The sequence below is a fragment of the Bradyrhizobium manausense genome (assembly GCF_018130615.1).
Classification (GTDB): Bacteria; Pseudomonadota; Alphaproteobacteria; order Rhizobiales; family Xanthobacteraceae; genus Bradyrhizobium; species Bradyrhizobium manausense_A.
This window is the reverse complement of record NZ_JAFCKB010000002.1, coordinates 84,912-103,792: the sequence shown is the minus strand read 5'-3', so window position 1 is coordinate 103,792 and position 18,881 is coordinate 84,912. Positions and strand designations below refer to the sequence as shown.

At 64.4% G+C, this 18,881-nt stretch carries 19 protein-coding genes; 2 read left to right on the top strand and 17 right to left on the bottom strand.

Features of this window, described 5'->3' with window-relative positions; translation table 11 throughout:
* Nucleotides 1-212: 212 nt before the first annotated feature.
* The 17 genes from JQ587_RS04160 to JQ587_RS04080 form a co-directional block, all read right to left on the bottom strand.
* Nucleotides 213-1,364 carry an FIST signal transduction protein gene (locus JQ587_RS04160; RefSeq protein WP_212424486.1) on the bottom strand — a complete coding sequence of 384 codons (1,152 nt, stop codon included), beginning with the start codon at nucleotides 1,362-1,364 and terminating at the stop codon, nucleotides 213-215.
* Nucleotides 1,365-1,447: 83 nt separating this feature from the next.
* Nucleotides 1,448-2,503, bottom strand: a complete 1,056-nt coding sequence (locus tag JQ587_RS04155) for an alpha/beta fold hydrolase (protein ID WP_212301022.1) — start codon at nucleotides 2,501-2,503, stop codon at nucleotides 1,448-1,450.
* A gap of 23 nt (nucleotides 2,504-2,526) precedes the next feature.
* Complete coding sequence (locus JQ587_RS04150) at nucleotides 2,527-4,176, bottom strand: flavin-containing monooxygenase (protein WP_212424485.1); 1,650 nt, start codon at nucleotides 4,174-4,176, stop codon at nucleotides 2,527-2,529.
* Between the two features lie 135 nt (nucleotides 4,177-4,311).
* On the bottom strand, nucleotides 4,312-5,199 hold the full coding sequence (locus tag JQ587_RS04145) for a helix-turn-helix domain-containing protein (RefSeq protein WP_212424484.1): 888 nt from the start codon (nucleotides 5,197-5,199) through the stop codon (nucleotides 4,312-4,314).
* 295 nt (nucleotides 5,200-5,494) lie between these two features.
* On the bottom strand, nucleotides 5,495-7,615 hold the full coding sequence (locus JQ587_RS04140) for a sodium-translocating pyrophosphatase (protein ID WP_212424483.1): 2,121 nt from the start codon (nucleotides 7,613-7,615) through the stop codon (nucleotides 5,495-5,497).
* Between the two features lie 287 nt (nucleotides 7,616-7,902).
* Nucleotides 7,903-8,511: a hypothetical protein gene (locus JQ587_RS04135; RefSeq protein ID WP_212424482.1), complete on the bottom strand. Its 609-nt coding sequence runs from the start codon at nucleotides 8,509-8,511 to the stop codon at nucleotides 7,903-7,905.
* Between the two features lie 113 nt (nucleotides 8,512-8,624).
* Complete coding sequence (thiL, locus tag JQ587_RS04130) at nucleotides 8,625-9,623, bottom strand: thiamine-phosphate kinase (RefSeq protein ID WP_212424481.1); 999 nt, start codon at nucleotides 9,621-9,623, stop codon at nucleotides 8,625-8,627.
* Between the two features lie 138 nt (nucleotides 9,624-9,761).
* Complete coding sequence (gene nusB / locus JQ587_RS04125; protein ID WP_212301028.1) at nucleotides 9,762-10,256, bottom strand: transcription antitermination factor NusB; 495 nt, start codon at nucleotides 10,254-10,256, stop codon at nucleotides 9,762-9,764.
* Between the two features lie 21 nt (nucleotides 10,257-10,277).
* Complete coding sequence (gene ribH, locus JQ587_RS04120; protein WP_212301029.1) at nucleotides 10,278-10,769, bottom strand: 6,7-dimethyl-8-ribityllumazine synthase; 492 nt, start codon at nucleotides 10,767-10,769, stop codon at nucleotides 10,278-10,280.
* A 75-nt stretch (nucleotides 10,770-10,844) separates the two neighbouring features.
* A complete protein-coding gene (locus tag JQ587_RS04115) occupies nucleotides 10,845-11,456 on the bottom strand; it encodes a riboflavin synthase (RefSeq protein ID WP_212301030.1) in 612 nt (203 codons plus the stop codon).
* Complete coding sequence (gene ribD, locus JQ587_RS04110) at nucleotides 11,456-12,604, bottom strand: bifunctional diaminohydroxyphosphoribosylaminopyrimidine deaminase/5-amino-6-(5-phosphoribosylamino)uracil reductase RibD (protein WP_212301031.1); 1,149 nt, start codon at nucleotides 12,602-12,604, stop codon at nucleotides 11,456-11,458. The genes JQ587_RS04115 and ribD overlap by 1 nt, the downstream gene beginning before the upstream one ends.
* Nucleotides 12,601-13,083 carry a transcriptional regulator NrdR gene (nrdR, locus tag JQ587_RS04105; protein WP_063683081.1) on the bottom strand — a complete coding sequence of 161 codons (483 nt, stop codon included), beginning with the start codon at nucleotides 13,081-13,083 and terminating at the stop codon, nucleotides 12,601-12,603. The genes ribD and nrdR overlap by 4 nt, the downstream gene beginning before the upstream one ends.
* Before the next feature lie 16 nt (nucleotides 13,084-13,099).
* A complete protein-coding gene (glyA, locus tag JQ587_RS04100; protein WP_212424480.1) occupies nucleotides 13,100-14,398 on the bottom strand; it encodes a serine hydroxymethyltransferase in 1,299 nt (432 codons plus the stop codon).
* 301 nt (nucleotides 14,399-14,699) lie between these two features.
* Nucleotides 14,700-14,921 carry a hypothetical protein gene (locus JQ587_RS04095; RefSeq protein WP_188099667.1) on the bottom strand — a complete coding sequence of 74 codons (222 nt, stop codon included), beginning with the start codon at nucleotides 14,919-14,921 and terminating at the stop codon, nucleotides 14,700-14,702.
* 37 nt (nucleotides 14,922-14,958) lie between these two features.
* Nucleotides 14,959-15,195, bottom strand: a complete 237-nt coding sequence (locus JQ587_RS04090) for a hypothetical protein (RefSeq protein WP_212301034.1) — start codon at nucleotides 15,193-15,195, stop codon at nucleotides 14,959-14,961.
* A gap of 199 nt (nucleotides 15,196-15,394) precedes the next feature.
* Nucleotides 15,395-15,913 carry a transcriptional regulator LdtR gene (gene ldtR / locus JQ587_RS04085; RefSeq protein ID WP_027529973.1) on the bottom strand — a complete coding sequence of 173 codons (519 nt, stop codon included), beginning with the start codon at nucleotides 15,911-15,913 and terminating at the stop codon, nucleotides 15,395-15,397.
* A 515-nt stretch (nucleotides 15,914-16,428) separates the two neighbouring features.
* Nucleotides 16,429-16,932: a DUF6163 family protein gene (locus JQ587_RS04080; RefSeq protein ID WP_212301035.1), complete on the bottom strand. Its 504-nt coding sequence runs from the start codon at nucleotides 16,930-16,932 to the stop codon at nucleotides 16,429-16,431.
* Nucleotides 16,933-17,056: 124 nt separating this feature from the next.
* Between JQ587_RS04080 and hemB the strand changes: the two genes are divergently transcribed.
* Entirely contained in the window at nucleotides 17,057-18,118 is a 1,062-nt protein-coding gene (gene hemB / locus JQ587_RS04075) for a porphobilinogen synthase (protein WP_212301036.1), read from the top strand.
* 164 nt (nucleotides 18,119-18,282) lie between these two features.
* On the top strand, nucleotides 18,283-18,822 hold the full coding sequence (locus JQ587_RS04070) for an RDD family protein (RefSeq protein WP_212301037.1): 540 nt from the start codon (nucleotides 18,283-18,285) through the stop codon (nucleotides 18,820-18,822).
* Nucleotides 18,823-18,881 lie beyond the last annotated feature (59 nt).

Here is an 18,881-nt window from a genome sequence, read left to right as displayed (position 1 = left end):
CGATTTCGTATTTCACGAATTCGATTTGACGCGTCGGGCAAAACAGTGGCACTATGCCATCGTGGTCCTCGTCGATAGCAGCAACGGCCAGTCGCCGCGACGCACAACGTCTCGGCTTTCGGAATCCGACGAACGAGCGATCCTCATTTCATGTTGAACCAGATACCTCGTGATTGCGGACCGGCAATTTAGGCGATGGTCCGGCACCGCACCTACGTCGCACGGGGCGCGCCGATCGCCACGCCGGTGAGCGTTCCGTTCATGTGCATCGGACCATACAGCTCGCCATAGGTATTGCAGCCGAACACACGATGGGTCCGGTACAGTTCCGACATGTCGCGGTCGCATCGATGCGCGACGCCCATGCGTCTCTGAACCGACTCGAACCCGATATAGAGTGAGACCTCTCCGATTTCTTCCTCGATGTGCGCGAAAAGATCACCGGTCGGGTCGACCGGGTCCTGCAGTGTGGCCACCGTCAACACGAGGCCTTTGTCGATGGCGGAAGCAAAATGGAGCGTGCCGTCCGCATCGACCCGGCGTATCGAGCGTGCGTAATACGCATCGCCGACCCGTACCAGCACAGGATGGGATGCCAACGCAGCCACATCGAGGACGCCGCCGTCGATGCCGGCCATGCGAGAGTACTCGGCTGCTGCAGGCTCGGCATTCAATTCGCTGACAATACGTCGATCCGGATCGGCCTCCGTCACGACCATCTTTTCCGTGCCAGGCTTGCACGTGTCGCAAGAGAAGATGAGGAACGGCAACGACGTCTTGAACACAAGGAGCACCGCCGCATCCGTATGGGCACGGCCCCCGAAATAGACCCAGCTGCGCTCAAATCTCAGACCATCGGCGGCCGAGCCGCCGACCAGCGGAATAGGACCAAGCGAGGCATGGATCGCGGCCAATACGACCTCTTCCCGCTGGCACATGCCATCGATGAGCAACAGCCCGAAACAGCGCTCGCCATCGTCATTGCCGCCGTGGCCGAAGAAGCGATGGCGAATATCCGCGCCGATCGTGCGATCGTCTTCGATGCGAAAATCCGAGAGTCCCAGGATGGGGTGAGCAGCCACGTCGAAATCGGCAGCGCTGAAGGCGAGCGCGACGACGCTGTTTTCATCCCATCCGTTGAGCGCAATCTCGCCGGCGGTCGTGCAGCCGAAGACTGGCGTGCCCGTGAAGCGGGTCGCCATTTCGGCCGCAAACCGATGCGGATCGTAACGCGGCGAAACAAACACGAGCACCGCCGCAAGCCCGCTGGCCGGGAGAACGCTTGCCAGCTCCGCCGCCGCACGCACGGGGGTCGACGCTTTCGTCTCGACGGCGACAACACCGGATGGGCATCGATTGAGCATCCGCGTCAGAAACCTGCGTGCTGAAGCGCGATGAGTTCCGATTGAATCATCATCGCGCTTCTTCGTTGTCGGAATGCGGCCGTTCAGTTGACAGGTGTGGCGAGCAACTCGGACAGGTTGGCGTCGAGCTGTGCGAGCATCTGCGGATCGGTGCCGAATAGACCCAGGTGCCCGTCGATGCTGGCCAGCGGGCGGAACTCGCTTCCCGGAATGAGCCGTTGCTCGACCTCGCAATCGGCCGGCGGGAAGAACATGTCATGACTGATCGGCATCACGAATGTCTTCGCCTTGATACGCCCGAGAGCGGCAGCAAGGTCGCCGCCGGCGTTGCGACTGACGTCGCCGCGCTGCCACTTCCACGCCATGGACAGCAGATTGTTCGGGTCCATCGGCGCGAAGTAACCGGTCATGAAGGTGTCGACGAAGGCCTGCACGGTTTCGAAACCCAGCGCCTTGTGCCGATTGGCCCGGAAGAAGTCGGTGCTCCAACCCATCACGGTCCAGAGCTTCGCTTGTCGCTTGAGGCCCGCAGCGACGTCGGCCGGCGAGCCGTAGCGTCCTTCGCGGAAGCCCGGATCGCTCGTGATGGCCTCATTCAGCGTCTCGGCGAAGAGGAAGTCGTGCTCGGTATTCTTCGCCGTACCGGCGATCGGCGCCGCGCGCTTGACGAAATCCGGATAGCGCACGGCCCACTCGTAGGTCTGCTGCGCGCCCATCGAGCCCCCGACCACGAGCGCCAGGCTCTTGAGCCCGAAGTTTTCGGTCACCAGCCGATGCTGGGCGCGAACATCGTCGCTGATGCGGACCTTCGGGAAATTGGGTCCGGCCATCGCACCACCAGCGTTGTGCGGCGACGTCGACAATCCACTGCCGATCTGGTTGACCACGATGATGAAGTATTTCGCAGGATCGAGCGCCCGGCCCGCGCCGATATAGGCCTGCTCCATGATCTTGCTCGTGCCCGAATACCAGGTGGGAACGAGAATGGCATTGTCCTTCGCAGCGTTGAGCGCGCCGTGCGTGGCGACGGCGAGCTTACAGCCGGGAATGGTGCCGCCATCCTCGAGCGGCAGGTCGCCGATGTCGATCATCTCGTAGGGGCCGTGACCTTCAGGCCCGTAATAGGGATTGTTGCTCATTTGAATTTTCCTTCGGACCTGAGTCAGTTCATCGCGAGACCGGGATAGCCGCTGGCGGCCAGCTCGTCGCATTGTCGGTTGTAGTTGCCGACGCCCCCGATATAGGACAACAGCCGGCGCGGCTTGCCGTCGACGTTGGAGCCCATGTACCAAGAGTCGGTTTTGACCACGAGCGTCGCCGCAGCGGTGTCGTCATGGTGCTTCACCCAATTGTCCTCGAACTCCCGGGTGGCCTCGATCGTTTGCTTGCCTTGCGTCCGCGCGTAGCCGATGCAGTCGGTGATCCAGTCGACCTGCTGCTGCAGACAGGTGGTCATGTTGCAGAGTGCAGCCGAAGGTGCGAGCGGCGCGCCGGTCGTAAACAGGTTCGGATAGCCATGGACCTGGAGGCCCATGGCGGTACGAATCTCCTGCTTCCATTGGTCTTTCAGCGAACGACCGTCGCGGCCGCGGAAGTCGATCCGGCTCAGCGCGCCGGATCCGGCATCGAAACCGACCGCGAGGATAATGACGTCGACCTCGTGAACCTTGCCGTCGGAGGTCTGGATACCCTCGGGTACGATGCACTCGATCGGCGTGGACCGGCAGTCGATCGCTTCGACGTTGTCCTGCAGATAGACCTCGAGATAGCCGTTCTCGAGCGGCACGCGGTGCGTGCCGAAGCCATAATCAGAAGGGATCAGGAGGTTGCACAGTTTCGGATCGTTGCGCAGGCGCTCACGCATCTTGCCCCGTACGAAGTCGGACACGACGGCGCTGACCGTTTCGTCGAAGAACATCTCCGGGAAGGTCGCGAGCCACATCGACAGCGAGCCTTCTTTCCAGAATTTTTCCAGCACTTCCGTGCGCTCTCCGGGCGTCAGCTCCGCCCAGGGGCGGTTCTCGAAGTCGTAATGGAAGCCGGCGAAGGTCGAACGGACGCGCTTCTTCAGGTCGTGGAATTGACTGGCCCAGACGTCCCATTCGGCCTGGCTATATCGCGGATTCTGCATCGGCACGACGTATTGCGGCGTCCGCACGAAGATCTTCATTTCGGCTACGTCGGGGGCGATGGTCTGGATGACCTGGATGCCCGTCGCACCGGTACCGACCACCGCGACGCGCTTACCTTTGAGATCGACGCCGGTCTTCGGCCATCGTCCGGTATGATGGATCTCACCTCGGAACGTCGACTGGCCGGGAAAGCGGTCGACCAGCGGAGCCGACAGCATGCCACAGCAGGCGAGGACGTATTGCGTGTCGATCTTCTCGCCGGCGTCCGTCGTGACCGTCCAGCGGCCATCCTTCTCGCGATAGTGGGCCGAGGCGATGCGGCTGTTGAATTGAATGTCCTTCTTCAGGTCGAGGTGATCCGCGACGAAGTTCAGCCAGCGTTCGGTCTCCGGCTGCGCGGGAAATCGTTCGCTCGGCTTCCAGGCCTTGTACAGATCTTCGGAGAACCAATACTGGTAGACCTCGACCTGGGAGTCGAAGCGCGCACCCGGATAGCGATTCCAGTACCAGGTGCCCCCCACCCCCGATGCCGTATCGTAGGCGCGGACGTTCAGTCCCATCTCGCGCAGGCGATACAACTGATAGAGACCGGCGATTCCGGCGCCGATGACCAGCGCGTCCAACCGTGTTGTCGGTGCATCCGCACGCGACGCATGTGTCGGCTCCAACAAGGTGCCCATAACGTTTCCCCTCTTTTGTGGCGGCCGCTTGAGCGACCGAATGGCCATTCGGCCGTGGGGAGGAACGTTAAGAGCGACGTGCAGCGCCGTCTTGAATGAACCAGTGGGTTTGTTGAAGGATCAGGTGAAGGCGCGCTAGCGAGAGCTGTCGTCCCTCAGGGCGGCGGGCGTCCGCCCCAGCCGTGCGCGCATGACGCGCGTCAAATGGGCCTGATCCGCGAAGCCGCATTCCGACGCGATCGCCTTCACCGGCAGGCGACCAAGAGCCAGCATCTGCTGCGCTTTTTCGAGCCGACGGTCGACGACATACTGGTGGGGGCTGGTCTGAAACGAGGCACGAAAGCGCTTCCCGAAAGTCCATACGCCCATCGAGGCGACTTCGGCGAGCTCCTCGAGCGAAAGCGGCTGATCGATCCGCGCTTCGATGTAGTCGACAATGCGCTTGCGTATTGCCGGCGGCAGCTCGCCCCTTCCGGACTTGTCGACAAATTGAACCGATGCAAAGTTGCGAAGCAGATTGACGACGAGCTGTGTGCTCAACGCGTCGACGTATAGCGCACCGCCGATGCCGTTGCCGCCGGCTTCGCGCGATATGGCCTCGACGGCTTCGGTCACGATCGGGCTTTGCGTGCGCAAGATGTCGTGCAGCCGCACTGCAGCGATCGGCCGCTCGAGGACGTCGGCGGCCACGCGGGACACCACGGCGTCCGAGAGATAGAGATGCGAGACGTCGATCTGCTCGGTCCAGTGCCAGTGCGAGGCCTGCGAGCGGGTCAATAGCGAGACATCCCCCGGATGACACTCGGTCCGGGTCCAGCGTCCCTCGAAACGCCGCTCCATCATGGTGCTGCCGCGCTTGTAGGAGACGATCATGAAATCGGCCATCGCGGGCACTGGGACGTCGAGACCGCAATAGCGGTAGGTCCGCAGCTCAACGCCCTTCCAGCCTTGACCGGCACTGCAGCGCAGCAGCTCGCCCGGTACCCAGCGCGGCAGTTCTTCCGGTCGAATGAGCAGTGCCATGGGATTTTTCCAACGTCGCGGACTGACGGCACCTGTGCGAACCATTCTCAACAGCAGGTTTGGACGTGTCAAGCCAACCCTGAATGGCGTGGCGCGCAAGCGTTGCAGATGGACGTGGCGTGACGCGCAGTGTCATTCCGGGGCGGCTCGCAAGAGCCGAACCCGGAATCTCGAGATTCTCAGGTGCGCAATTGCGCACCATGGTTCGGTGCCGCGGACCGCCCCGGAATGACCACGGAAACCAAAAACCCCGCGGCTTTCGCCGCGGGGTTTTGTCTTGCGTCGTTTGCGCGGCTCAGTGCGCCAGGATCGCCAGCAGCAGCAAGGCCACGATGTTGGTGATCTTGATCATCGGGTTCACCGCGGGGCCCGCCGTGTCCTTGTAGGGATCGCCGACGGTGTCGCCGGTCACGGCCGACTTGTGGGCATCAGAGCCCTTGCCGCCGAAATGACCGTCCTCGATGTACTTCTTGGCGTTGTCCCAGGCGCCGCCGCCCGAGGTCATCGAGATCGCGACGAACAGGCCGGTCACGATCACGCCGAGCAGCATGGCGCCGACCGCGGAGAACGCCGCCGACTTGCCGGCGACGCCGCCGCCCGCGATCGCGTAGATCACGAAGTAGACGACGATCGGCGACAGCACCGGAAGCAGCGAGGGGATGATCATCTCCTTGATCGCCGCGCGCGTCAGCAGGTCGACCGCCTTGCCGTAGTCAGGCTTGTCGGTGCCCTGCATGATGCCCGGCTTCTCGCGGAACTGGCGCCGAACCTCTTCCACGATCGCGCCGGCCGCGCGGCCGACGGCGGTCATGCCCATCGCGCCGAACAGATACGGCAGCAGGCCGCCGAACAGCAGGCCCACCACGACGTAAGGGTTGTTCAGCGAGAAGTCCGGATTGACGCCGGCGAAGTAGGCGTGATGCGCGCTGTCCGCAACGAAGAACTTGAGGTCCTGGTTGTAGGCCGCGAACAGCACCAGGGCACCGAGACCGGCAGAGCCGATCGCGTAGCCCTTGGTCACCGCCTTGGTGGTGTTGCCGACCGCGTCGAGCGCGTCGGTCGACTTGCGCACCTCCTTCGGCAGGCCCGCCATTTCGGCGATGCCGCCGGCGTTATCGGTCACCGGACCGAACGCATCGAGCGCGACGACCATGCCGGCCAGCGCCAGCATGGTGGCGGTCGCGATCGCGATGCCGAACAGGCCGGCAAGGCTATAGGTGACCAGGATGCCAGCGATGATCACGAGCGCAGGCAGCGCGGTCGCCTCCATCGAGACGGCGAGGCCCTGGATCACGTTGGTGCCGTGACCGGTGACCGACGCCTGGGCGATCGACTTCACCGGACGATAGTCCGTGCCGGTGTAGTATTCGGTGATCCAGATGATCAGCGCGGTGACGATGAGGCCGACCACGCCGCATTCGAACAGCGCCATGCCGGTATAGTCGACGCCTTCGAGCTTGCCGAAACCGATCAGGTAATAGATCACCACGGCAATGCCGATCAGCGACAGGATGCCGGTTGCGATCAGGCCCTTGTAGAGCGCGCCCATGATCGACTGGCTCGGCCCGAGCTTGACGAAGAAGGTGCCGATGATCGAGGTGATGATGCAGATGCCGCCGATGGCGAGCGGCAGCGTCATCATGTTGGCGAGGATCGGCGTCTTGGCGAAGAAGATCGCCGCGAGCACCATGGTGGCGACCGCGGTCACCGCATAGGTCTCGAACAGGTCGGCCGCCATGCCGGCGCAGTCGCCGACGTTGTCGCCGACGTTGTCGGCGATGGTGGCCGGGTTGCGCGGATCATCCTCCGGAATGCCCGCTTCGACCTTGCCGACGAGATCGCCGCCGACATCCGCCCCCTTGGTGAAGATGCCGCCGCCGAGACGGGCGAAGATCGAGATCAGCGAGGCGCCGAAGCCGAGCGCCACCATGGCGTCGACCACGGTGCGGCTGTCGGGCGCGAGCTTGAGCGAGTGGACCAGGAAGCCGAAATAGAGCGTCACGCCGAGCAGCGCGAGACCCGCCACCAGCATGCCGGTGATCGCGCCCGCCTTGAAGGCGAGCTCGAGGCCGCCGGCGAGCGACGTGGTCGCGGCCTGGGCGGTACGCACGTTGGCGCGGACCGAGACGTTCATGCCGATGAAGCCGGCCGCCCCCGACAGGATGGCGCCGATCAAAAATCCGATCGCGACATAGAGCCCAAGGAAATAGGCAAGCAGCACGAAGATGACGATGCCGACGATGCCGATCGTGGTGTACTGGCGCCGGAGATAGGCCTGTGCGCCCTCACGCACCGCTCCCGCGATCTCCTGCATGCGCGGTGACCCCGCATCTGCACTCAACACCGAAGACGTCGCCCAAATCGCGTAGACGACGGAAAGCACTCCGCAGAGCACTATCAACCATAATGCTGTCATGTGATTTTTGCCTCAGATCCTTGATGTACGACCCCCGGCGCCTTTTGTTGTCCGTCGTGCGGTGCGGCGCCTTGATTTTGAACAAAGCCGCCCGCAGGCGGCTTTAGTCGGCCACAAGCTTGCCAAAATCAAATTGAGGGTGCAACGCCGGATGAGGCCGAAAAAGCCGATCTCGGCAAGTATTTAGACCAAATCCCGCGCCGAGCGCTTGGCCGGCTGCTCAGATGCAGCACCCGCCGGCGGGCAGGACTTGGCAGGGCGTTGGCAGGGCTTTGGCAGGGCTTGGCCTAAGCGGCCGCCCTCAGGGGATGCCGGGATGAAGACGCCAATTCCAAAATCTGCCCGTCGGCCGTCGTGCGTCGGTTGAAGATCTTGACCTCGTAGACGCTGCCGCTCGTGCCGGCCTCCAGCGTCACCGAAACGACCTGGTCGAGCGTGAGGACGCCAAGCGGGACATCCTGGTCGGGCAGGATCAGCGTCGCCAGCTCGCCAACGAACACGATCACCAGATGGCCTTTCGCCATGTTGCTCTTCGACAACAAGCGGAGTTGGCCGTGATAAGGCTGCCGGGTCCAGGCCGATGGCAGGCCGGGATCAACCGCGACCTGGATGTTGTTGGTCTGGGGATGCACGGTGAGCACCATCTTCGACTGATCGGGCTTCCAGTGCATGGGCAAGGCCGGCATGGTTTTCCAGAGACAATCAAACGCCGCGCACTCGCTCGGCAGATTGTCATGGATCCTGCAGCCTTGGCCCGGCTTGCAGTGCGAGCACCATTTGCCGGCGGGCTTGTCGAACGCGACCACGTTGTAGACCTTGCAGCAGAGCGTGCAGCCTCCGCACTCCCGCCTGGCAGCAGCCAGCGCCTCGCTCAAACCCGAAACGGCCGCCGTCATCGAATCAGATCCATTGCCTGCTTTTGCATCAATGGATGCGGATACATCCGTTGGCTGTCGCGGGGATTGCGGCCGCTACGCCAGAGATCAGGTCGGGCGCGAGGGAGCTGAATTCAGAAGTGGCTATAGGACAGGCGCTTCAAGGTCAGTTCCTGGCCCTGGCCATCGAGGAACCGCGGCCTCTCGAGACCCGGAACAATCGTGCCGATCGCGGTGACGGCCACGCCCGCCGCCCGCCCCGCCGCGATCAGCGCATCGCTCTGGGCCGGCGGTGCCGTGCACAGCACCTCGTAATCGTCGCCTCCGGCAAGCAGCGTCTCGATGCGGATAGCGCTGCGCGCGATCAATCCAGCCGCCGCGGCCGAGCGCGGCACGCTCGCCACGTCGACGGTGGCCGAGACACCGGACGCCGCGCAGAGTTTCGTCAGGTCGCCGGCGAGCCCGTCGGAGACGTCCATCGCGGCTGTCGCGTGCTCGCGCACGGCCTGCGCCAGCACGTTGCGCGGCTGCGGGATCCGATAGCGGGAGACGAGGGCGTCTCTGGCGGCAGGATCGGACGCGAGCACCGTCGCCGCCGCTCCACCCGTGAGCACGTCGAGGCCAAGCGCAGCATCGCCGATCGTTCCCGTCACCAGAATGCGGTCGCCCGGCCGCGCGCCGGTGCGACCGACCATCCGCCCTTTCGGCACACGCCCGAACATGGTGATCGAAATCATCTGCGGTCCCGGCGTCGACACCGTATCGCCGCCGAGCAGCGGGCATCCAAAGCTGTTTGCGTCCTCGCCAAGCGCGTCCGCGAACGGCCTGAGCCAGGCATCCTCCTTGGCTCGCAGCGCCAGCGTCAGCACGAAGCCGGCCGGAGCAGCACCCTTGGCCGCGAGATCGGACAGGTTCACCCGCAGCGCCTTGCGCGCGATGGTGTCGGGCGGATCAGTGGCAAGATAATGCACGCCCTCGACCACGGCGTCGGTGGTGACGACGATGTCCTCGCCGGACGAGGACAGGATCGCGGCATCGTCGACCAGAGCGAATGCACCGGGGTCAGTCGCCAGCGGCTTGAAATAGCGCGCGATGAGGGAGTCTTCGGCGGAGGTTTCCGGTGCGTTCGTCATCGGCGCTAGCCCCAAATTCCACTGTCATCGCCCGGCTTGACCGGGCGATCCAGTACGCCGAGACGCCTGATATCAATCACCGCTGCCGCGGCGTACTGGATCACCCGCCTTCGCGGGTGATGACAGCGGAATGTGTGCCTACCCCCGCCCGAACTCGTCACCGCGGAACTGGCGGCCGATCTGATCGAGCACGGCGTTGACCATGCCGGTCTCCTCGCGGTCGACGAAGGCGTTGGCGACGTCGACATATTCGGAGATCACGACGCGGCCCGGCACGTCCCTGCGGTGCTCCAATTCGTACGCCCCTGCCCGCAGCACCGCGCGCAGGATCGCTTCGATCCGCTTCAAGGGCCAACCCCTCGACAGCGCCTCGTCGATCAGTGGATCGAGCTTCTTCTGGTCACGCACGACGCCGGAGACGACGTCGCGGAAGAACGCGGCTTCCGCCGGCAGGTAAGTATCGCCCTCGACCTCGTTGCCGAGCCAGTGACTCTCGAACTCGGCAAAGATGTCGTTGATGCCGGCACCGGCGATGTCCATCTGGTACAGCGCCTGGACGGCCGCGAGCCGCGCCGCACCGCGCCGGTTCGCTTTCTTCTCCGTAAGCCCTGCCGGTTTCCTGGTGTCAGCCATTTTCTTAGGATCAGCCATGGCTCAGGCCCGCGCCGTGCGGCGTTTGATGCGCAGCATCGCGAGCGCCGCGCGCGCGGCATCGCCGCCCTTGTTAAGCTCGCTGGCGCGTGCCCGCGCCCAGGCCTGGTCCTCATTGTTGACGGTGAGGATGCCGTTGCCGAGCGGCAGCTTGCGCGCCACGGCAAGGTCCATCAGCGCGCGCGAGGATTCCTGCGAGACGATCTCGAAATGAATGGTATCGCCGCGGATGACGCAGCCGAGCGCGATGACGGCGTCATAGGGCTTGCCGTTCGCCGCAGCCGCGTCGACCGCGATGGCGACTGCCGCCGGGATCTCCAGCGCGCCGGGAACCGTGATGACGTCATGCGTGAGGCCGGCCGCCTTCAGCTCGGCGACCGCGCCGTCCAGAAGCGCGTCCTGGAGATCGTCATAGAACCGCGCCTCGACAATCAGCGCACGCGCGCCGGAAATGTCGGTCTGGTCCTTCAGGGGTGCGCGCCGCGCGTCTGCCATCGTCTCAATCCGTTCTAGCAAGTCGTCTCTTGGGTCGGCGCGTTATGTAGTCGCCGCAGGCACGTAAGCCAAGTTTTAAACCGTCATTTCCGTCAGCCGCGCCGCATAGCGGGCCATCAGATCGACCTCGATATTGACCTCGCTGCCCGCCTTCCAGCTGCCGATCGTGGTGACATCAAGGGTATGCGGGATGATCAGCACCGAAAAGGTCACATCCTTCACCGTGTTGACCGTCAGCGAGACGCCATCGAGCGTGATCGAGCCTTTGGTCGCGATGAAGCGCGCCAGCTCCCGCGTGGTGGAGAGCTCGAACCGCGCCATGTCCGGCAGGTCCTCGCGGCTGACGAGGGTCGCAATGCCGTCGGCATGGCCGGCGACGATGTGGCCGCCGAGTTCGTCGCCAATCTTCAGCGCCCGTTCGAGGTTGAGTCTGGTGCCGACCTTCCAGTGCTTGGCCGTCGTCAGCGCCAGCGTCTCCGCGGCGGCATCGACGTCGAACCAGGTTTTGTCACCTGCGACACCGGAGGCAACCACCGTCAGGCAGACACCGTTGCAGGCGATCGAGGCGCCGTCGGCGATGGTGGTCTGGTCATAGCTGCAGGCGATGCGCAGGCGGTGCAGCTGGCCCTGCGCGGTCGGCGTGAATCCGACGATCTCGCCGATATCGGTGACAATGCCAGTGAACATTACGCGCGCTCGTAGATGGTGAGAGTATCCTTGTCCAATGTCTCGCTAGCATGAACCTTGTAGGCCTGCGACTGCGTGATTTTCGACAGGGGCAATGCATCGAGCGCATCGACGCCGTCGGCGCCCACCTCTTCCGCGCCGCGGAACAGCCAGATCTCGTCGACGAGGCCAGCCGACACGAAGGATGCCGCAACGCGGCTGCCGCCCTCGACCATCAGCCGCGTGATGCCCTTTTCGGCCAGCGCATGCAGCACGGCCGGAAGGTCGAGCCCGGACGCACTGCCCGGCGGCACCCGCATGATCTGCGCACCGGCCGCGCCAAGGCGCGTCGCGGCGGCCGCTTCCGCAAGCTCCGAGCCGATCACCCAAAGCGGCGTCTCCCGCGCGGAGCGCACCAGCTGGCTCGAGGCGGGAATGCGCAGGCTCTGATCGAGCACCACCCGCACCGGCGAGCGCGCCGCCATGCCCGGCAGGCGGCAATCGAGCTGCGGATCGTCCGCCAGCACCGTGCCGATGCCGACCAGGATGGCATCGCTCGAGGCACGCAGCAGATGCACGCGATCGCGCACGGCCTCGCCGGTGATTGCCAGCGGCTTGCCGCCGGCTGCGGCGATCTTGCCGTCGGGCGAGACCGCGAGCTTCAGGATCACATGCGGACGGTTGTCCCGGATGCGGCGGAAATGACCGGCATGGTCGAAGGCGGCCTCCGCGCCGCACAGACCCACATCCACGGTGATGCCCGCCGCACGCAACCGCGCATGGCCCTGTCCCGCGACGTCCGGATTGGGATCCTCGATCGCTGCCACCACGCGCTTGATGCCGGCGGCGATCACCGCATCGGCGCAAGGCGGCGACTTGCCGAAATGCGAGCATGGCTCGAGCGTGACATAGAGCGTGGCGCCGTGCGCCGCCTCACCCGCTCGTCGTAACGCTTCACGCTCCGCATGCGGCCGTCCGCCTGCTTGCGTCCAGCCGCGGCCGACGATGACGCCGTCCTTGACGATGACGGCGCCCACGGCCGGATTGGGCCAGGTCCGCCCCTGCCCGCGCCGCCCCAACGCCAGCGCCAGCTGCATGAAGCGGCGATCGGCCTCCTTGGACTCGCGGATCCTCGCGGCGAATTGATCCTCCAGGATGCGGAAGATCATTTGCGGATCGCGGCGAGCCGCGCTTCCTCCTCGCCGGAGAGCTCGCCGAGCACCTCTGCGAAATCCTTGGCCTCGCGGAAATTGCGGTAGACGGAGGCAAAGCGCACATAGGCGACGTCGTCGAGCGTGCGCAGATGCTCCATCACGGTCTCGCCGATCACCTCGGAGGAGATCTCGGCCTCGCCGCCGGTCTCGAGCTCGCGCACGATGGTGGAGACCATCTTCTCGACCCGCTCGGGCTCGACCGGCCGCTTGCGCAACGAGATCGACACCGAGCGCATCAGCTTGTCGCGATCGAACGGCACGCGGCGGCCGTTGCGCTTGATCACCGTGAGCTCGCGCAGCTGCACGCGCTCGAAGGTGGTGAAACGGAATTCGCAGGCGACGCACACGCGCCGCCTGCGGATGACGGAGGAATCCTCGGTCGGACGCGAGTCCTTTACCTGCGTATCGAGACTATTGCAGTTCGGGCAGCGCATCCGTGTACCCTAAGCCTTACTGGTAGATCGGGAACCGGTCGGTGAGCGCCTTGACCCGTTCCTTGATCGCGGCTTCCACCAGCGGCGCCTTGCCGTCGGCGGACTGCGCGATCGCGTTGAGGACCTCGGCGATCATGCCGCCGACCTGCTGGAATTCAGCGACACCGAAGCCGCGGGTCGTCGCCGCCGGCGTGCCCAGACGAATACCGGAGGTGACAAACGGAGATTCCGGGTCGAAGGGAATACCGTTCTTGTTGCAGGTGATTGCAGCGCGAACCAGCGCCTTCTCCGAAGCGTTGCCCTTCAGGCCCTTCGGCCGCAGGTCAACGAGCATCAGATGGTTATCGGTGCCGCCGGAGACAATGTCGAAGCCGTGGCTCTTCATCGCCTCGGCCAGCGCCTTGGCGTTCTCGACGACATTCTTGGCATAGACCTTGAAGTCCGGACGCAGCGCCTCGCCGAAGGCGACCGCCTTCGCCGCGATCACGTGCATCAGGGGGCCACCCTGCAGGCCCGGGAAGATCGCCGAGTTGAACTTCTTGGTCAGCGCCTCGTTATTCCACAGCATCAGGCCGCCGCGCGGGCCGCGCAGCGACTTGTGCGTGGTCGTGGTGGTGACGTGAGCGTACGGCACCGGCGAGGCGTGCACGCCACCGGCGACGAGGCCCGCGAAGTGCGCCATGTCCACCAGCAGATAGGCGCCGACCGAGTCCGCGATCTCGCGGAAGCGCTTGAAGTCCCAGGCACGCGAATAGGCCGAGCCGCCGGCCACGATCAGCTTCGGCTTGACCTCTTCGGCCTGCTTGGCGACCGCGTCCATGTCGATGATCTGGTCTTCGCGGCGCACGGTGTAATGCGCGGCCTTGAACCACTTGCCGCTCATGTTGACGGGCGAGCCGTGGGTGAGATGGCCGCCGGCCGCAAGGTCGAGACCCATGAAGGTGTCGCCGGGCTGCAGCAGCGCCAGGAACACCGCCTGGTTCATCTGGCTGCCGGAGTTCGGTTGCACGTTCGCGAAGTTCGCGCCGAACAGCTTCTTGGCGCGATCGATCGCGAGGTTCTCGGCGACGTCGACCCATTCACAACCGCCGTAGTAGCGCGCGCCCGGATAACCCTCCGCGTATTTGTTGGTCATCACCGAACCCTGCGCTTCCAGCACGGCCCGGCTGACGATGTTCTCGGAGGCGATCAGCTCGACTTCGTGGCGTTGCCGGCCGAGCTCGCCCTTGATGGCGGCGGCGATTTCCGGGTCGGCCTGATCGAGCGAAGCGGTGAAAAACGAATCGGGCGCATTGGCGGTTTTGGCGAGGGTCATCTTGCGAATATCTCCACCGCCGCAGCCTTTTGGCGGGCTACGGGGGTCTTGGTGTGGCGATCGGAAGCGGCGAGCGCGATCTACCACATCGCCCGCCCCCGGCCAAGCATTTGCGGGTCGGGTGCGGGAATTATGCCAGATATGGTGGAGATCGCCGGGCCTGGGCCCGCAAGCTTACGGGACTGCCCGGCGGGAGAATACGGATCGGCCAGCTCGGCCGCCCAATCGTTAACGCACAGGGCCCGTGGCCCATCGGAGGCAAAAATTGGCCCGGGGACCGCCGCCCTTCGGGCCATCCCGTCTACAGCCCGGTATACCCCGCCTTCACGGGATCCACGCTGCCGTCGAGCTGGCGCAGATAGGTCAGGCCGCAAACCGTCAACCTGTGGGTGTCCTTCTCGCCGGCTTCCATCAGGGTATTGAGGTAATTCGTCACCTTCTCCCGCGCCTCCTCGCTCGCCGCCGCCGTGCGGTTTGCGAGCAGGTCATAGGTCTTCATGATGCGGTCGATGGCAGCTTCCATGGCACCCTCTGGCTCTCTTGAATTTTGGGAGTCTTGATCAGGCAACCGCTCTCGCCTCGGCGTGCGTCTCAAAGCGCGCGATCGCCTTGTTGGCCAGTCTGATCTTGTTGAATTCGCCGTGCTGGAGCAGCTTGACGATGATCTCGAGCAGGCGCTCGTTGGTGACGAGCGTGTCGGGGATCGCACCGGAGCGGCGCAGGTAGTTCGCGGCGATGGCATAAGCATCGCTCACGAGCTCGACGTTCATTGCCTGCAACCCGCGCTCGACCAGCATCGCGACCTCCGATCCGGAGAGACAACTGCGACGCGAGGGACCGGTTCCCTCCGCGGTAGATTTTTTCGCAAGCGCGAAAGAACAGCAAAACGCGCCGGTTCCGGGGCAAGCCGGAACCGGCGCGATTGGGGAAGTCAGGCACGTTCGGGAAAGGCCGCCGGTCTTGTTGTGGGCCGGCTTGGCTTATCCCTTCTAAGACTCAGAGCCGATACAGGATCTGGTCGGTCCAGAACCGCTCGAGGCGGTGCAGCGACTTGTTGAGGGTCGAGAACTCCTCGCCGGAGATGCCGCCGACCTGCTCCACCGTCTTGACGTGCTTCTGGTAGAGAGAGTCGACGATGCGGCGGACTTCCTGGCCCTGCGGCGTCAGGCGGATGCGCACCGAGCGGCGGTCAACCCGCGAGCGCTGATGGTCGAGGAAGCCGAGCTCGACGAGCTTCTTCAAATTGTAGGAGACGTTGGAGCCGAGATAGTAGCCGCGCGTGCGCAGCTCGCCCGCGGTCAGCTCCTTGTCGCCGATGTTATAGAGCAGGAGCGCCTGCACGGAATTGATGTCGGCGCGGCCACGACGATCGAACTCGTCCTTGATCACGTCGAGGAGCCGGCGATGCAGCCGCTCCACCAGAGTCAATGCTTCCAGATAGAGCGACTGAACCGAACCCTGCGGGCCCGAAACGCGCTCTGCGGTATCTGCCGCAGTTGCGACGGCTTTCATCATGACACTTCCCCTGTTGTCGTTTTTATCGACACTTATTCGACGAAACTTGTGTCCCGTCTGATAGGTGCAACTTAAGGGGCTCGTTTGAAGATCGGCTTAAATAAGAGAATAAAGAGATCATGAATTTAAGACAGTGAATTGCGCATTAAGCCTGTGCCACAAGCACTTTTCGCAACCGTCTGTTGACCGTGGCAAGGTCCTGTTCACCCTCCGTCCGAGCCGGTTGTCGCATTCCAGAACAGCCCCGCCCCGTTTCGAAACGCACGCGTAAGAGCTGTGGCGGATATCGCGAGGTCAATGAAAAGTTACCTCGAATTTTACGAAACCAACGGTCAACCACGAGCAACGCTCGTGTCCCGGACGAGCGCAGCGAAGATCCGGGACCCAGAGCCAAAAGCGAGATCAAGGAGAGATGGGCCCCGGCTCTGCAACGCATCACGCCGCAAGTGCGGCGCGCTGCATTGCGTCCGGGGCACGAGAGAGCGTGCGTTGAAACGTCAGCGCCCCGACGGCTGCTACGGCGGCCGTTCGCGCGCCGCCATCCAGGCGAGCGCCAGATAAGCGGCGAGCATGAAGGCCTCGACGCCGACCACGACAAGGCTGCCGCCGTAGATGCCCGGGAACATCAGCTCGATCACCGCCATCGAGACCACGGTCGTCAGCCACACCACCGCGCCCCAGGGCGTGGCGAGCCACAGGCCGACGGCGGCGACGAGCTCGATCACGGCGAAATAGATGGTCGAGGCCTGCCAGGCCATCGACTGGTTTTCGAACGCCTCGTCCTCGCCGCCGACGAAGCCCGTGACCTGCGCCCAGTGATAGAGGCCCTTGAGGATCGACAGCAGTGCCATCACGCGCAGGAACAGCACCAGCCGCCGCGTCCAGACATTGTCGTCGGACTCAGGCCTTTCCGACGAGATCGCCGCCACCGACATTGCGCTGTCGCGGGCGCTGTCTCTGACGGCATCCCTGGTATTGGCGCTGTCGCGGGCCGCATCGCGGGTGGAGATCTCGGACATGGCCCCCTTCTCGCTGTTTCGCCCATCAAAATCAATCGGCTGCCATCACCTTGCGGGAGGTCAAGCCGCCGTGACGGGAACCATGCGAGCTGGTATAAGAATAATTCCAGCCGGGAGAAGAGTAATGGCGATCAAATACGGACGTCCGATCGAATTGCGCGAGGTCGCGCGCGGAGCTGGTGCCGCAGTGCCCCATGCCCTCGATCTGACCGTCCGCCCGCGCCGCAACCGCAAGGCCGAATGGGCCCGGCGCATGGTGCGCGAGAACGTGCTCACCACCGACGACCTGATCTGGCCGCTGTTCCTGATCGACGGCAACAACAAGCGCGAGCAGGTCGCCTCGATGCCGGGCGTCGAACGCCTCAGCGTCGATCAGGCCGTGCGCGAGGCCGAGCGCGCGATGAAGCTGACGATCCCCTGCATCGCCTTGTTTCCCTACACCGACCCGTCCCTGCGCGACGAGGAGGGCTCGGAAGCGACCAACCCGAACAATCTGGTCTGCCAGGCGGTGCGCGCGATCAAGAAGGAGTTTCCCGAGATCGGCCTTCTCTGCGACGTCGCGCTCGATCCCTTCACCAGCCACGGCCATGACGGCCTGATCTCCGACGGCAAGATCCTGAACGACGAGACGGTCGCCGTGCTGGTGCGCCAGGCGCTGGTGCAGGCCGAAGCCGGCTGCGACATCATCGCGCCCTCCGACATGATGGACGGCCGCGTCGCCGCGATCCGCGAGGCGCTGGACCGCACTGGCCTCCTCGACGTGCAAATCATGGCTTATGCCGCAAAGTACGCCTCGGCCTTTTACGGCCCGTTCCGTGACGCGATCGGCTCGGCCAAGACGCTCACGGGCGACAAGCGCACCTATCAGATGGACAGCGCCAACACCGACGAGGCGCTGCGCGAGGTCGAGCTCGACATCGCTGAGGGCGCCGACATGGTGATGGTGAAGCCTGGCATGCCCTATCTCGACGTGGTCCGCCGCGTGAAGGATACGTTTGCGATGCCGACTTTCGCCTACCAGGTCTCCGGCGAGTACGCGATGATCGCGGCCGCCGCGGGCAACGGCTGGCTCGACGGCGACCGCGCCATGATGGAGAGCCTGCTCGCCTTCAAGCGCGCCGGCGCGGATGGCGTGCTCAGCTATTTTGCGCCGAAGGCGGCGGAGAAGCTGCGCGCACAGGGGTGACCACCTGCGCCGGGACGACACCGGTGCTTGTAGCGCCAACATCGCGCCCTCCCCCGCCCCCGAATCGCCGGAATATTTCGGCTTGTTGACGCCCGCGCACCCTTGGCAGGGGAAAAGGCTGTTCCCATGTCCTGCCTTGCGGAGTTTTCCCTGGGAGAGCGGACATGTCGTATTCGGATTCGGGCAACGCCTGGCGCAACGACGGCGGCGCGCAGCCGCACGCCTACGATCCCTACCTGCATCCGGAACTGTTTCGCGGCGTCGCGACGCGGCGGGCGTTCGCGTTCCTGATCGACATGGTCGTGATCTCCGTGCCCGTCATCCTCGGCTACATCTTCATCGCCCTGTTCGGCGTGGTCACGCTCGGCATCGGCTGGGCGCTATTCTGGCTGGCTTGGCCGGCCTCCGTGATCTGGGCGATCGTCTATTACGGCGCCTGCATCGGCGGTCCCTCCTCCGCGACGATCGGGATGCGGGTGATGGATCTGGAGCTGCGGACCTGGTACGGCGCCCCCGGCTACTTTGTCCTCGGCGCCACCCATGCCGTGCTGTTCTGGGTGACGGTCTCGTTCCTGTCGCCCTTCGTGGTGCTGGTCGGTTTGTTCAATGGCCGCCGTCGGCTGTTGCACGACTTCGTGCTCGGCACGGTCGTGATCAACAATTCCGTTCGGGCGCCCGTGCCGCAGACGGCAAGGACCTACTAACCCGGATGCGCTAAGCTGAGTGATCTGACCGACACCGCAGACCGATTGACCGGGGGCCT